The following is a 14,516-nucleotide window of genomic DNA, read 5'->3' on the forward strand; positions in this document are numbered from 1 at the left end:
CGAAGCCAGATAATAGACGCGATGATCCAGAGTTGGCTGGCCAAGAACGAGGAGTATACGCCCCAGCAGTGGTTTTCGCCCCCCAACATCTCTCAGTGGGACCCTACAATGAGACCGGATGCTCTGCCGAGATGGTGGGATATTACCTTTGAAGGCCAAGTCTATACCTGGCTCTCATGGGCAAAGAAGGCCGGGGTTAGCGACCATACGCTTATTCGCGTGGTCAAATGGTTGCAGACGATGTGGCCACGGGTGGATTGGGCGGTGGTGGCGTTTCAACCCGAGAAACTAGGCTACGATCATAGCCAGGTACCGCTGATAGCCACACAAATTGTCTCGCCCTAAACCGCTAAGATACCAATGTGCCAACGCCTTAGGCGCTTTTGTATACATACTTCAGTTTTGGACGCCTTATGCCATAATCTCTTCAGAAATGCACTCTCCCTTCTATCGGAGATAAACCCGTATGAACCAAATCCATCTGGCCCCGCACTACCAGCCTGGACTGGTCAGTGTTATCATCCCTACCTACAACCGAAACCATTACCTTAAAATGGCCATTCAAAGCGCCCTCGCGCAAACCTACCCCCACATCGAGGTGATCGTCTCGGATAACTGCAGCACCCAAAACGTAGAAGAGGTAGTGGCCGCTTTTAACGACCCGCGCGTGCGTTTCCGCAGAAACCCCACAAACATCGGGCCGTTGCGCAACGTGCTGGTGGCTTGCAAGAGGCACAAGGGGAGTTTTTCAGCTTTCTTCATGATGATGACATTTGGGAGCCGGAGTTTTTGGCGAAGGTAGTTCCCTCCGATGCAGGCTCATCCGGAGGTGACGGTGGGTTTTTCGGATCACTACATCATAGACGGGGATGGGCAGATAAATTGGGAGGAAACAAAGTATTTTGAGGTTTTATTTCATAGAAACGAGATTTCAGAGGGCATTCATCGGCCCTTTTATCGCATTGCCCTTGACTTCGATGCCATTTTACCAGTATCTATAGCCGTATATCGTAGGGCTATCTTTGTAGATGCTACATTCCCACTAGAAATCGAGAGCGTTTATGACCGCTGGTTTGCCTACTTGGCATGTCGTGAAGGAGCCGGCGTCTATTACATACCTGAAAAGCTTGCAAGCTATCGCTGTCATCTAGGAGCCGACAGAGTTGCCATCAACAATCAAATAGAAAAGTCATTGTGGTTTTCTTTAGGCATGACACATTACTATTCACAACTCCTAGCAGATAAGAAAGTCTCTGAAGTCTGGCCAACTCTTAGAAACCGAGTCAACATTAGTCAGACGAATGCAGGCATATTGCAGCTTGAAGAGGGGAATATCCATGAGGCACGTAGGAACTTAAAGGAGGCCTTGTGTCATCGTAAGGCGTTGCGTAGCTACGCGGCATTGTGTCTTAGCTATCTTCCCAAACCCCTTATCCCACCGCTTGTTCGTTTCGCCCGACGCGCCGTATAACATTGGGTGGTGGCGTTTCAGCCCGAGAAACTAGGCTACGATCATAGCCATGTCCCACTTATATCTGCCCAAGCGGCCTCACAATGACTCCATCAGAAACAAGGTTCTTCAAATGCAGGAGAGGCCTGGAAGAGAGCAACGCTCATGGGCACGTGTTAACAGAAAAGGCGCCCATAGGAGATGGTGTAGTGAAGAGAGCGGCAGCGCTCCCCGATCTTGCGCGCGGGCACGCCGGCAACGATGGTATAGGGAGCCACATCTTTTGTCACCACAGCGCCGGCGGCTACCACCGCCCCCTCCCCAACGGTCACCCCCGGCAAGATCATTGCGCGGGTGCCGATAAAGGCATAGTCCTGAATAGATACCCTCCCCACTCTGCCGGCAAAAGTTGGGCTTTGCGGATCGTGATCGGCCGTGAGAATGCAGACCTCGGCGGCAATGGAGACGTTGTTGCCGATGCATATCCCTCCTCGGTTATCGAGCCGACACCGCTGATTGACAACGCTGTGATCGCCCATAACAAAGTTGTCGCGTGTATCAAACCATGTATCCATGAAGATGTAGCTGTCCTGTCCTACCTGAAATCGCATAACACGGCGATAGAACAGCAGCCGAACCCAATGCGAGGGAATGCGGGCGATGATATGATTAGTTATATAGAGGATGGTTTGGGAGGCAACATATCGTAAGGAGAGTTTCCCCATTCGATCATTCTCCTCCGCCCACAATCTTCCAGAATCTCCGGCGCTGCTCCTCCAGCATAAACTGGGATCGCGCCAACCTTTGGGCGTTTTCCACGATCTGCGGTGCACACTCGCCAGCCTCAAGCAGGCAGCGCGCCACCTCCTCCGGCTCCAGGCTGGTAGCAAGCACGGCCGCCTGATGCCGCGCCAACAGGCGCCCCGCGGCGGCCTCCGCAGGCCCATGGTACAAAATGGGCAATCCGCTGCCCAAATAGGTTACCAGCTTTGTGGAGAGGCTGTAGCGCCAAAACATCTCATACTCCGGGCCGAAAGGGAGGGGGAGATAGAGCAGATCGGCCTTCTCCATATCCTTTTCAACTTCACCCTCGGAGGCCCAAGGCAAGGCGCGCACCGGTAGGCCCTGGAAAGAATCGGGAACGGCACTGCCACGCACGGTCAGCGAAACGGGCATTGCCGGATATTGCCCCCGAATGAGGGCCAGCGCCTTGGCAAGCGCGGCAAACGTGGCCGCATAGCTAAGATGAATGGCGCCGGCAAAGTAGATGCGAAAGCTGTTTTGGGGTCTCTCACGAAGGGGGTGAATGTGCTCCAAACCATCCGTCACCACCGTCCATGGGCGTCTGCCGTAGAGGGCATCCAGCCCCTCCCCCATCTCCTCCGAGATCACCATCCGCGCATCGGCATTTTGCCAAACTTCCCCTAAGCATTTTTGCCAGTAAGCGAGTCGGTAATCCCGAGCAAGGTTGTATTCGATCCGATCATGCACGGTTAGAAAAAAAGGCACACGCAACTTGCGAGCGGCCTGATAACTTACCCAAAAATCGGGGCCGTGGGCAATTGCGTGAAGCTTACCGGCTTTGTATTCTCTGCAAACCTGTTCTAGAAGTCTCTGCTGGCGCCTATAATTTGTGAAGAGACGATCGAGGTAAATTCGAAAGCGCGTGGCCTCCAAACGGCCGAAAGAGGGGCGTGGAGGGATATGCAGCTCCGTCACTATCGAGGTAGGCGGAGGTTTCCTGACATCCATACAGATAGAGATAGTAGGCTCCGGTGCCTCCTTAAGAAGCGCCCGCAAAATGCGCGAACCACCACCTGCAGCATGGACGCCAAAGGCCTGCGCACAAATAAGCATATTCCGAAGGACCTCATCCCCTAATGATGGAATACCTCTCATTCCTCGGGTTCCCACTTGCATTTTACCGCATCACGCCGATGTAGACGAATAAAATTCAGGGATAATGACCTGCATGGTATTAAACGTCATGTTGCATAATATTATAGGCTGTAACTTCGCTGGGCGACACCCTGTTATAGACCTAAATAATCGCGGAGGGAGACATGCAGTTTCCACCTATGGAACCTGGTATGGTAAGCATCATCACAACGACCTATAATCGCACGCACTATCTGAAGCAGGCCATCGAGAGCGCCCTGAAACAGACCTATCCGCATTTTGAAATGATCGTCTCCGATGATGCCAGCACCGAAGATGTGGAGAGCGTCGTCGCCGGTTTCAAAGACCCACGCCTGAGATACCGACGCAATGAAACCAACTTAGGAATGTGCGCCAACATTTGTGCCGCGCTCCAGGAGGCGCGTGGGGAGTTCTTTGCCTACTTAAATGATGACGACATGTGGGAACCGACTTTTCTCGAAAAGGTCGTCGCCCCAATGATGCAAAATCCAGAAATTACCGTGAGTTTTTCTGATCATTATGTGATTGATGACGATGGAAATATTGACCTCCGTTTGACAGAGGACTTATCTGCAAGATACAAAAGAAAAGAGTTGCAGCCGGGGATTCACAAACCTTTCGTGCACCTGCTTATTGCACAGTCCATTCCTTGTGCACAAGCAAGTATTTTTCGACGCCAGATATTAGAAGATGCGGATATCCCGGAAGAGGTGGGGACCTGTTACGATCAATGGACGGGATACCTAGCGAGTTGCAGTGAAAAAGCAGCCTATTACACGCCCGAACGTTTAGCATTCTATCGAGTTCACTTACTATCCTCTACTGCCGGTTCGTCACAATCAGGTAAATCGGATCGTGCAATAGAATGGCATATGTCATCATATAATTACTATTCAAAATTAATTTCCGATGCACAGTACAGCAAATACTTGAAAGAGCTGTTGCGCCGTCGTAGCCTGTCATGTCGTTTGATAGCAAAAAAAATACATGGAGATTGGCGAACGATCAGCAGCCAGAAAGTTTCTTTATCAGTCACTAAAGGATCGCCCAAGTTTAAAGGGTTCTTTAGCGTTATTGCTCTACTTTATGCCTAATCTCGTCCAACAAAAAATCTTCCAAAAGCTTCGCAGACGGGGTACCTGACTTTCCTTGCCACCTCCACGAGCCTCTGCCGCCCTCGAAATGAGCTGGTACCTCCCGTAAACTTCGAACTTAACGAACGAAGATAAAGATTCTTCATGAAACCGTCTATACTTAAAAAAGAGAGCTAATTTCCAACGGAAAGGAGCCGCATGTCGCTGGTCGCTTCAGCGCCACTTCGAGAACAACGAACCGATCGCCCTACGGCACCTGCCGGAGGCAGATGGGGTTGTGCTCTACGAAGCTTTGTATCCTCCACCTGTTCTCTATTGACGTTCGCAGGGGCTTCTATATTAACCTCTCTGTTTGAATTGAAAGCCAAAGCCCCTACAGCAAACGCCCACTCGCTCTACAGTTGGCAGAGCTTAGGTCAGAGAAGACAAATGTGGGCTTCTGGTTGTGTTACCGACGAGGAGATGGGATGCGTCTAGGGATCATCGCGCCGGCACTGCCCCCACAACGCGATGGCATCGGGGACTATACCGCCAACCTGGTGCAGGTGCTTAAGTCGCAGCACTCCATCGTGGTCTTTATTCCCCAGGAGTACTCCGTCAACCCCATTCCCGGGGTGGAAATCGCCACCCCTTTCTCCTACTCCCATCCCAAAAGCGTTCTCAACCTCGTGAAGGCTGCGACAGATTACAGGCCCGACTGGTTGCTGCTTCAATACAACCCCTTCAGCTACGGGCGATGGGGCTTCAACCCCTGGCTGCCTTATGCCATGCGGGCCGTAAAGCGGCAGGGCATCCATTTCGCCGTGATGTTTCATGAAACCTTTGTGCCGGTTCTCAACTGGAAGTTCGCCATTATGACCACCTGGCAACGGTTTCAGGTGAGGGAGCTTTGGCGTGCCTCCGAGCGCTGCTTTATCTCGATCGAAGCGTGGTGGCACCAGCAGCTCGCCCGATGGAGCGGCGGCCCGCGCCCCCTTCACCTGCCGGTCGGTTCCAACGTTCCCTATCTGGGCATTCCACCTGATGAGGCGCGCTCTCGGCTCTCTATCCCGCCGGATATGCTGGTGTTGGGCTACTTCGGAACGGTTCATGGGGCACTTCTGTTGAATTACCTACGTGAAGCGCAGAAACGACTCCAGAGTCGCTCGCTTACCTCACTGTTCCTCTACATCGGCCCCAATAAGCAAGAGATGTGTGCCTTCTTTGAAAACCTGCCGATAATGGCGGAGGGTCATTGCCCTCCAGATGAAGCCTCGCTCCGCCTTTCGGCCATTGACATCTATCTCGCCCCGTTCGTGGATGGGGTTTCTACTCGGCGCAGCAGCTACATCACGGCGTTAGCCCATCGGCTTCCGTCGGTGGGAACCTTCGGCGAGCATACCGACTCCCTTTGGCCGACGGCCGACGGCAGGGCGTTTTTGCTTTCGCCTGCAGAGGACGAAGAGGCGTTTCTCGATGCTGTTACGCTCCTCGCCCTCCACCCCGAACGGCGAACGGCCATGGGGCTGGAGGCACGTGCGTTCTACGAGGCCCACTTTAGTTGGGAAAAGATCGGGACGCAGCTTATAAGCCATCTGGACAGAGGGTGCCAATGAATGACGATTTAGGGTTTCCTACTACCAAAAGCCAACCTAAGACACTTGGTCCTTATTATACTCTCGACGCTTGGCGAGGGATCGCGAGCCTATGGGTTATGGGATTTCATCTATCGGGCGTTATCCTAGCTCTCTATCCAACCCTCCACCCTAATCCGTTTTACCGTATAATGGGGCAAGGAAATCTCGGGGTACAACTATTCTTTGTCATTAGCGGATACTGCATTATAAATGCTGCGGTGACCAATCTGCACCGTGACCAAAAACCCTGGAAATACTTGAAGGCACGAATCCGGCGTATCTATCCAACCTACTGGGCGGCTTTCATTCTGGCGCTTGTGGTGACCTTAGTAGCCTTGGTTTTAGACCCGCACGGACGGACGGCACAAAATTTACAGCAACAGCATCTTCTTCGTGCGCCTAATGCTCCACAGGAGATGTTACTGCTTTTAGGCTACAATTTTACGCTTACTGCTGTCCTGTTCCACCAGATTCCCTTTATTTCGCCGGCATGGACACTCTGTTACGAGGTTGCCTTCTATCTCATTGTCGGTGCCGCTTTGTGGGGGGTGGTGCAATGCCGGAAAGATGAGGAGACCCTGTTACGGATTCTTCACGGGCTTACCCTGCTCTGCCTTCTCTACCTGCTAGCCTTCTCTCACTATGCCTATCCGCTGAACCTGTGGCCACAGTTCGGTTTGGGCATCCTCGTTTACGATTGGCTACGCTTTCCATCCCACCGCCGCCCCCGTTTCATGCTGTTTTTGACCGGTTTATGCATCCTCAATATAAGTCTTTTCAAACCGCATCTCTCACTAGGCTTCGTCTTTGCGAGAACACTATTCCCCCAATTTCTCATCAGTTGGCTGTTTGCACTCATTCTCATCTTGTTGCATCGTTTTGACAGCCATACCACAACGATGATGTTCCTACGGCCGTTTTTCAAAATCGGTGTTTTCTCCTATAGTCTTTACATAACGCATACGATCTTTCAGGGCATTAGCCATCATTTCATGCAAAAACTCCATCTGTCTGCCGCGTTCCATCCTCTCCTTTTTCTTACAGGCAGCACCATAGAGATCGGGTTCGCCTATCTCTTTTACCTGGTCTTCGAGCGCCCGTTTGTAAGCTCGCGAAGGCACAAGATGGTTCAAGCGATACTACATGTATCTGTAGAACCTGCGCCATCAATACAAGAAGCACGTGAGGGGGGATAGAAGGGTGAGAATTCTTATCGTGATGCCTCTAGCGGAACAGCGCGGCGGTGCGGAGATGATGCTGCTTAATCTACTAGAAGCAGGAAAGACTCTTGCTGAATGGGAAGTTTGCTTTCTGGAAGATGGTCATATGGTTTACGATGCCTCAAGACTTGGAGCCTCTGTATGGGTGCTTCCTTCCGGCCACCTACGCCAGCTGGCACGCTACTGCGGTACGGTCTGGCGTTTGGCGGTGCACTTGCGTCGCTCTCGTTACGACTGTGTCATCGGCTGGATGGGCAAAGCCCATATCTACAGCGGTCCTGCGGCGATCTTAGCACATACTCCTGCCCTCTGGTATCAACTCGGAGTGCCATCCAAAAATAACTTCTGGGATAGAAATATCACACGGATACCGGCAACTGGCGTGATCGCAGTATCGGAGAAGGCGGCCGAAGAGCAACAAAAATTACGACCCTATCGCCGCACCTATACGGTCGTGCCTGGCACCGACATCTCTCGTTTTGATCCAGCCAAGATCGAGCCATCTCCTGTTTTGCGAGCCAAACTCGGACTTCCCGCCAAAGGAGCGCTGATCGGCATGGTGGGGAGAATGCAGCGCTGGAAAGGAATGCACACGCTGATCGAGGCCATGCCCATCATTTTAAGGTCCTATCCCGAAGCGCACGCTGTGATCGTGGGCGGGGAACACGCTTTGGAGCCGGACTACCCGGCCTACCTTCGGCAGCGCATAGAGGCTTTGGGGCTGCAGAACCGCGTGATTCTTGCAGGTTTTCAGAAAAATGTGGAACAATGGATGCAGGCGTGCGATGTTGTCGTGCACGCCTCCGACAACGAGCCTTTCGGAATCGTGGTGATCGAGGCGATGGCGTTAGGGAAGCCGGTGGTGGCCGGGGCCGAGGGGGGGCCGCGGGAGATCATCACCGAGGGCGTGGATGGCCTTTTCGCGCCCTTTGGGCAGCCGGAAGCGCTTGCCCAAGCTGTGCTGCGCTACCTGCAGAACCCCGAGTTTGCGCGCCAGGTGGGAGAGGCCGCCCGCAGAAGGGCGCAAGAGTTTTCTATTCAGCGCTATGCCCAACGCTTCGTGGAGGCCGTGCAGACCCTGCTAAGCGTCTAAAGAGAGGGAGGGAAAGACCAAATTGACGACACGCACAACCGATAGCGACCTATTTTCGGAGAATTACGTTCTTCGCCTTCCCGGCTCTGGAGGGAGCCAGAGGAAAGTATCCCTGTTGGAGATACTCATCCCTTCCCTCATCCTGCTTGGCGCTTTGCCCTTTGTCATCAACTCCATGTTGGGCCTACGCTGTCTTATGGCGGGTGCGTTTTTCATCCTTTTCTTCTCCCTCCGCCGCTCGCCTGCCCTGCCCATCCTCGCCCTCATCTACCTCTCTATTTTAGGAGGCGTGCGACGCAACCTTATCCCCATCATGGGACAGTTCCATATAGACCCTTTGCTTGCCGTCATTCCCACCGTGGTCGGCCTTATCTGGTTTGGAAAACTCCTGCGGCTCCAAATTCCCCTCGATAACCCCATCGCCAAGGTGCGTGCGGTACTGTTAGGCCTTATGCTTACCATCGGCCTGCTCAATCCAAGCCAAGGTGGCGTGACGGCGGCCTTAGGTGGCGCCATGTTTCTCGTGATTCCGGTGCTCTGGTCTTTCATCGGCCGTGACCTCGGAGATCGCCAAACGTTGCGGACGCTCTACACCGTTGCCCTGATCATCGCGGCCTGTGGGGCACTCTACGGCATCTATCAAACCCTCTATGGGTTCACGAAAGGGGAGCAGATGTGGCTAGCCAGTGATCCCAGTTATACTTCCGTAAATGCCGGTAACGCGATACGCCCGATGTCGTTCTTTACCTCTGCCGCAGAGTACCCAGCCTTTCTTGCCGTTTGCTGTGTGCTCGCCATCGCCTTTATATCGGCAGGGCGTTGGTGGGCGCTGCCTTTTGTTCTGCTTTTGTTAGCCGGAATGTTCTACAGTGGCGTCCGCGGCCCTATTGTCGGCACGCTTTTGGGCATTGTTGTGTTGTGGAGCGTTCGGGGGCGCTCGATGAAAGCGTGGGCTCCGCGCCTTGCCTTGGCCGCCCTCATCGGAGCGGTCGGGCTGATCTACGGGATTAAAAGCGCACAAAACCTTACGATAAGCCCTAGCCAAGAGTCCCTCGTTCAACATCAGGTGGAGGGCCTATCGAATCCCACTAACCCGAAAACCTCCACCGCAACGACGCACGCTACGATGGCTTTATATGGTTTTACCGCCAGCCTTCAATATCCGCTTGGTATAGGCTTGGGCCCGATAACGCTGGCAGGCTATCAGCTCGGCTCAAACAGCACCAATATGGAAGTAGACTGGTCCAACATGTTCCTCGCCCTTGGCCCGATCGGCGGCATCGTCTATATTCTCCTTATACTGACGACCCTGTGGTGTGCTTTAAAAGTATGGCATCACTCGCGAACCTTTGTAGCGCTCGCGATTCTCGGCGTGCTTGTCACTACGCTAAACACGTGGCTTAATGGCGACAACTACGCAATTGTTATGCTCCTCTGGTTCAGCATCGGCGCGCTGGAGCGGGAGTATGTGATGCTTCATGCCCAAACGTCCACGTCACCTGTGTCCGCTGCTAGGACGGGTATGGCTGCGAGTTCAGGCACTTAAAAACAATGCGTCCGGAAAAGATTTGGTGGTGAAGCTGCTGGGCCTATAAGAGGCGATGGAGGCTGTTGGCGCGTCTGCTGAAGGCGCTCAACTTCTTTCTGTATAAGGCGGTGTTGCCCTACGAGGCGGAGATCGCCCCCGACATCGAGTTTTGCCACTATGGGCTTGGGGTTGTCATCCATCCGAACGTGAAGATCGGCCGGCGCGTCAAAATCTATCATGAGGTCACTTGGGCGGCAACCACCTGGATCGGCTCGCCCCACTACATCGAGATCGGGGACGATGTGATGATCGGGGCCGGAGCCAAGATCATCGCCAAGCCGGACTGTGGGCTGCGCATCGGCAACGGCGCCCGAATCGGGGCTAACGCCGTGGTAACGAAGGATGTGGCGGACGGGGAAACGGTGGTGGGTGTGCCGGCGCGGCCCATTAAAGCGCCGTCTGCCCAGAACGAGTCGGCATTTTAGAGGGAAGCTATGCATATTGCTTTAACACTACAGCGCATCCGCAAGGGAGATGGAACCGGAAGGGTTAACTACGAGATCGTCAAGGAGCTTTTGCGCCAAAGACATCGCGTTAGTCTCATTGCTTCCGAGATACCCCCTGAGTTTCAAACTCATCCTCTTGTAGTGTGGCATCGGGTACCCTGGAGCAAAAGGTTTACCACACTTATTGGAAACCTGTGGTTTGGCCTACAAACGACAAAAGTACTCCGAAAGCTGCATGCACAATTCGATATTGTCAAACAAAACGGTTTCACCAGTTTCTATCCAGCGGATATCATCGCTGTCCACACCATCCATGAGGTTTGGCTGCGCTCGCCCACCTATCAACCAGCCGGGGCCTCCACCTCCTCTCTGCGCACTCTTTATAGACGGCTCTACATGAAATGCAGCGCGCGTTTGGAACGACGCGCCTTTCATCAGGCGCGAGTTCTTGTAGCGGTCTCGAACAAGGTGAAGGAGGAACTGCAAGCCTACCTCGGCCTAGCCCCGGAGAAAATTCGTACCATCCATAACGGAGTCGATCTGCAGGAGTTCTCTCCCGGGCAAGAAGATCGAATCGCGCTAGGCCTGCCACCGAATAAGCCCCTAGGGCTGTTCGTCGGCGATATTCGCACCTATGGCAAAAACCTGGATACGGTGCTGGCCGCCCTGGCACAGGTTCCCCAACTGCATCTGGCCGTGGCGGGCGACACACACAACAGCCCCTTTCCCGCGTTCGCCGAGAAGCTGGGAGTGGCCGAAAGGGTGCACTTTCTCGGTTTCCGCCGCGACATTCCAAAGCTGATGCGCGCCGCAGACCTCTTCATCTTTCCCTCCCGCTACGAAGCCTGCTCCCTCGCCCTGCTGGAGGCCATGGCCTCTGGCCTGCCCATCGTAACCGCCCAAACGGCCGGCGGCTGTGAGCTGATCACCCCCGAAAGCGGGGTGGTTCTGCCCGACCCCAACGACGTGTCGGCCCTGGCCGAAACGCTCTGTGCCCTCCTCGCCGAACCGGAACGCCTTAAGGCCATGGGACGCGCAGGGCGCGCCATCGCCGAACGCCACTCCTGGGAGATAATGGCTGACCAATACGTCGCCCTTTTCGAGGAGCTGCACCCCTCATGAGACGCCTGCTCTGCATCGCCACCGCCGGCGGGGGACAGGATGCCATCCGCATTCGGCGCCTTACGGAAGGCCTCGCCGCGGAGTGCACCTATCACGATGTAGATCGTAAGCTGCCGCGCCGCGCTGCCATGAAGCAGGTGCATCGCCTGCTCCGCTCGGCTCCCTGGGACATGGTCTACTTGGAGGGAACGGGCATCGCCGGAGGTTTGCCTCTCATTTGGGAGGCGCGTCGTCGCGGACTACGCTACATCGTTTCGTCCGGTGACCCGGTAGCCGGCTATGTAAAAGTCGTACATAACCCTCTTATCGGGCATGTTTTTAGCATCTATGAGAAATGGCTCTATCGCCATTGCGTTGCGTACATAGGTAGAACTCCATATCTTACCGGGGCGGCTCTTCACCTAGGGGCTCCACGCGCGATCACTATAGAGGGTGTAGATGTAGAACAGTTCACCGATGTTCCCCTAGCAGAGCGTAAAGCAGCCAAGGCTACGTTCGGTCTGTGCCCACAGCATCTCGTCTGCGGAGTTGTGGGCAGCCTTATCTGGTCAGAAAGACAACGTTACTGTTATGGGCTTGAACTTACCAGCACACTAAAGCACTTACACCGTTCTGATATATCCTGCCTCATCGTTGGGGATGGCACGGGTCTGGAGCGCTTAAAGGCGGACGTTCCCGATCCACTGAAAGGGCGGGTCGTATTTACAGGGCGTCTTTCGCCAACCGAGGTGGCGCAGGCACTGCATGCCATTGATATCGGTTTTAGTGCGCAAACATTGGATGCACTTGGAAACTTTCGTATCACCACTAAGGTACTTGAATACCTGGCTTCCGGGGTGGCCGTGGCCATGAGTCCCATTCCGGGCTATTACGACTATGTGGCGCCGGCAGGCTGGCCGCTCCCCCCTTATCACCCGGCCGATCCGGAATTTCACCGTCGTTGCGCCCTGTGGCTGGATGCCCTCACCTGGGAGGAGGTGCGTGAACGTGCGGCCAACGCACGCCCCATCGCCCTACGGTTTGACTATCGAACCGCGAATGCGCGGTTCCGCACCTTTGTGGAGGCATTGCTCTCTTAGTTTTTTTGCTCCATTCGTCGGCTCTAGAGGCAGTCAGCAAAGCAAGCCTATCTTGTTCGCCCCCTATCCCATCCTTTCTGTTTTGCAGAGCTGTTGAGATAGACGCCTGTCATTTCTCATGAGATAGACACCTGTCATTTCGAGCCGAAGGCGAGAAATCTTGAATTTCAACCCCCACAAGCTCTGAGAGATAGGGGTGGGGCAGACAATCTCACGGTTCTAGAGGTAGTTTACAAAACAAGCCTGCCTTGCTCGCCCCCTATCCCATCCTTTCCCCCTATTAGGGAGAAAGGGGGCGGTTATGCTAGTTTTTCGAGGGAAAGCTAACCAACGGAAACAGCCGATGAACTTATTAGTCTCCCCTCTCCCCAATGGGGGGAGGGGCAGGGGGGTGGGGGCTGTAGAAGCAGACAGCGATGCAGCGGCTAGAGAAAGAGACGCCGAAGAGAATAAAAACAGGCCGCAAAGGCGCCGTCCGCGAGGACGCCCACCGCGAGGTGCCCCTCTCCCTAATAGGGGGAGGGGGAGGGCGCCCTGTCCCAGAAAATCTTGCGATTTTCTGGGAACCCCTGTGTCGGCCTTGAGGGGCGGGGGGGTGGGGCTTGCAGAGCCGGTGAGGTAGACGCCTGTCATTTCGGGCCAGAGGCGAGATGAACCACTGTCATTTCGAGCCGCAGGCGAGGATGAACACCTGTCATTTCGAGCCAGAGGCGAGAAATCTTGAACTTCAATCTCCACCGGCTTTGAGGGCAAGGGCGCCGTCCGCTAGGACGCCTCTGCCAGGTGTTCCTCTCCCAAAACGGGAAAGTATCTCCCCTCCCCTAAAATAAGGTATTTTTATACCGTGTTAGGAGAGAACCTGCTTTCAAAAGGGCGCTACGAATACCTTGTTCATAACTTTGCCTCCCAAGCCGTCCTGGTCGTGGGCGACATCATGGCCGACGAGTATCTACGGGGAACCGTTCGTAGGATATCCCCAGAAAGCCCGGTGATGATCGTCGAGGTGCAGAACGAGGAGCTGAAACCCGGTGGCGCTGCTAATGTAGCCCATAACCTATGCGCACTCGGTGCAAAGGTCTTTTTGGCCGGTTTCGTGGGCGAGGACGAGATCGGTCGCAATCTCTGTTCCATCATTCAACAGATCGGCATCCGTACGCATGCTGTCCTATGCGATCCGTCCCGGCCCACAACACGCAAAACCCGTATCATTGCGCAGCACCAGCAGGTTTTAAGAGTTGATCGCGAACGTACCCATGAGGCACCCGCCTACCTCCAAACGAAGTTGGTGCAGAGTGTACAAGAGGTCATTCATAAGGTAGACGCCGTGATCATCTCCGATTATCGCAAGGGCACATTAACGAAAGAGACGGTGACGACCTTCATTGCAATGGCAAAACAAAAGGCGGTTCCGGTGATCACAAACCCAAAGCCTTCATCCGCGATGTGGTTTTCAGGGGCAACGGTGCTTTCGCTTAATCAGTCGGAAGCCGAAGAGCTTGCAGGGCCTATGCCCCCTCACGGGAACGCTTTTGTGGAGTATGGAGCCGCTTTACGAGAACGTCTACAGGTGGAAATGCTTGTTACCACCCTCGGCCCGCGAGGCCTCGCCTACTGGTGCCAAAATGGGGAACATCGCCACGTTCCGGCACACCCCATCGAGGTCTACGACGTTGCCGGCGCCGGTGACACCACCATCAGCGCGTTGGCTCTGGCCCTCCTTAGCAAGGCAACTCCTCTAGAGGCGGCCTGCATCGCCAACCATGCCGGTGCCTGTGCTGTACGCAAAGTGGGCGTGGCCACCGTTTCCCCTGAAGAGCTTCTCGCAGACTGGAACCAAGTTTGAGTTCCTCTCCGCTTCAGATAACGTCAGAAGCGTTCCTAAAGAGGA

Annotated in this window: 14 protein-coding genes; 12 read left to right on the forward strand and 2 right to left on the reverse strand. The window is 54.5% G+C overall.

Annotated features, from left to right (window positions below):
- From VKV29_RS01395 to VKV29_RS01405, 3 genes are all read left to right on the forward strand, one after another.
- Nucleotides 1-345, forward strand: a 345-nt coding sequence (locus tag VKV29_RS01395; protein WP_324199504.1) for a hypothetical protein, incomplete at its 5' end; no start/stop codon positions are given.
- Between the two features lie 121 nt (nucleotides 346-466).
- Nucleotides 467-802: a glycosyltransferase family A protein gene (locus VKV29_RS01400; RefSeq protein ID WP_324199505.1), complete on the forward strand. Its 336-nt coding sequence runs from the start codon at nucleotides 467-469 to the stop codon at nucleotides 800-802.
- A gap of 9 nt (nucleotides 803-811) precedes the next feature.
- Nucleotides 812-1,471: a hypothetical protein gene (locus VKV29_RS01405; protein ID WP_324199506.1), complete on the forward strand. Its 660-nt coding sequence runs from the start codon at nucleotides 812-814 to the stop codon at nucleotides 1,469-1,471.
- Between the two features lie 155 nt (nucleotides 1,472-1,626).
- Here the strand turns inward: VKV29_RS01405 and VKV29_RS01410 are convergent, their stop codons facing one another.
- Entirely contained in the window at nucleotides 1,627-2,175 is a 549-nt protein-coding gene (locus VKV29_RS01410) for an acyltransferase (RefSeq protein ID WP_324199507.1), read from the reverse strand.
- 4 nt (nucleotides 2,176-2,179) lie between these two features.
- Complete coding sequence (locus VKV29_RS01415) at nucleotides 2,180-3,307, reverse strand: glycosyltransferase (protein WP_324199508.1); 1,128 nt, start codon at nucleotides 3,305-3,307, stop codon at nucleotides 2,180-2,182.
- A gap of 206 nt (nucleotides 3,308-3,513) precedes the next feature.
- Between VKV29_RS01415 and VKV29_RS01420 the strand changes: the two genes are divergently transcribed.
- From VKV29_RS01420 to VKV29_RS01460, 9 genes are all read left to right on the forward strand, one after another.
- On the forward strand, nucleotides 3,514-4,464 hold the full coding sequence (locus tag VKV29_RS01420) for a glycosyltransferase family 2 protein (RefSeq protein ID WP_324199509.1): 951 nt from the start codon (nucleotides 3,514-3,516) through the stop codon (nucleotides 4,462-4,464).
- A 467-nt stretch (nucleotides 4,465-4,931) separates the two neighbouring features.
- The gene (locus VKV29_RS01425; protein ID WP_324199510.1) at nucleotides 4,932-6,059 is read left to right on the forward strand and encodes a glycosyltransferase; all 1,128 of its coding nucleotides are present in this window, start codon (nucleotides 4,932-4,934) and stop codon (nucleotides 6,057-6,059) included.
- A complete protein-coding gene (locus VKV29_RS01430) occupies nucleotides 6,056-7,276 on the forward strand; it encodes an acyltransferase (protein WP_324199511.1) in 1,221 nt (406 codons plus the stop codon). The genes VKV29_RS01425 and VKV29_RS01430 overlap by 4 nt, the downstream gene beginning before the upstream one ends.
- A gap of 4 nt (nucleotides 7,277-7,280) precedes the next feature.
- Nucleotides 7,281-8,393 carry a glycosyltransferase family 4 protein gene (locus VKV29_RS01435; RefSeq protein WP_324199512.1) on the forward strand — a complete coding sequence of 371 codons (1,113 nt, stop codon included), beginning with the start codon at nucleotides 7,281-7,283 and terminating at the stop codon, nucleotides 8,391-8,393.
- 22 nt (nucleotides 8,394-8,415) lie between these two features.
- Complete coding sequence (locus VKV29_RS01440) at nucleotides 8,416-9,939, forward strand: hypothetical protein (protein WP_324199513.1); 1,524 nt, start codon at nucleotides 8,416-8,418, stop codon at nucleotides 9,937-9,939.
- Between the two features lie 65 nt (nucleotides 9,940-10,004).
- On the forward strand, nucleotides 10,005-10,406 hold the full coding sequence (locus VKV29_RS01445) for a serine acetyltransferase (protein ID WP_324199514.1): 402 nt from the start codon (nucleotides 10,005-10,007) through the stop codon (nucleotides 10,404-10,406).
- 9 nt (nucleotides 10,407-10,415) lie between these two features.
- Nucleotides 10,416-11,549, forward strand: coding sequence for a glycosyltransferase family 4 protein (locus VKV29_RS01450; protein ID WP_324199515.1), 1,134 nt, complete (start codon nucleotides 10,416-10,418; stop codon nucleotides 11,547-11,549).
- The gene (locus VKV29_RS01455; RefSeq protein ID WP_324199516.1) at nucleotides 11,546-12,628 is read left to right on the forward strand and encodes a glycosyltransferase; all 1,083 of its coding nucleotides are present in this window, start codon (nucleotides 11,546-11,548) and stop codon (nucleotides 12,626-12,628) included. The genes VKV29_RS01450 and VKV29_RS01455 overlap by 4 nt, the downstream gene beginning before the upstream one ends.
- 844 nt (nucleotides 12,629-13,472) lie before the next feature.
- Nucleotides 13,473-14,471 (forward strand): bifunctional ADP-heptose synthase, encoded by a 999-nt coding sequence (locus VKV29_RS01460; protein WP_324199517.1) that lies wholly within the window; start codon nucleotides 13,473-13,475, stop codon nucleotides 14,469-14,471.
- The last annotated feature ends 45 nt before the right edge of the window (nucleotides 14,472-14,516 follow it).

It is taken from the genome of Chthonomonas sp. (genome assembly GCF_035294165.1).
In the GTDB taxonomy this organism is placed as follows: domain Bacteria; phylum Armatimonadota; class Chthonomonadetes; order Chthonomonadales; family Chthonomonadaceae; genus Chthonomonas.

Coding starts and splice junctions, on each gene's coding strand:
- VKV29_RS01425 (WP_324199510.1), top strand. CDS start 4,932: ATGCGTCTAGGGATCATCGCGCCGGCACTGCCCCCACAACGCGATGGC.
- VKV29_RS01430 (WP_324199511.1), top strand. CDS start 6,056: ATGAATGACGATTTAGGGTTTCCTACTACCAAAAGCCAACCTAAGACA.
- VKV29_RS01450 (WP_324199515.1), top strand. CDS start 10,416: ATGCATATTGCTTTAACACTACAGCGCATCCGCAAGGGAGATGGAACC.
- VKV29_RS01420 (WP_324199509.1), top strand. CDS start 3,514: ATGCAGTTTCCACCTATGGAACCTGGTATGGTAAGCATCATCACAACG.
- VKV29_RS01415 (WP_324199508.1), bottom strand. CDS start 3,307: ATGCTTATTTGTGCGCAGGCCTTTGGCGTCCATGCTGCAGGTGGTGGT.
- VKV29_RS01405 (WP_324199506.1), top strand. CDS start 812: ATGCAGGCTCATCCGGAGGTGACGGTGGGTTTTTCGGATCACTACATC.
- VKV29_RS01400 (WP_324199505.1), top strand. CDS start 467: ATGAACCAAATCCATCTGGCCCCGCACTACCAGCCTGGACTGGTCAGT.
- VKV29_RS01455 (WP_324199516.1), top strand. CDS start 11,546: ATGAGACGCCTGCTCTGCATCGCCACCGCCGGCGGGGGACAGGATGCC.
- VKV29_RS01410 (WP_324199507.1), bottom strand. CDS start 2,175: ATGGGGAAACTCTCCTTACGATATGTTGCCTCCCAAACCATCCTCTAT.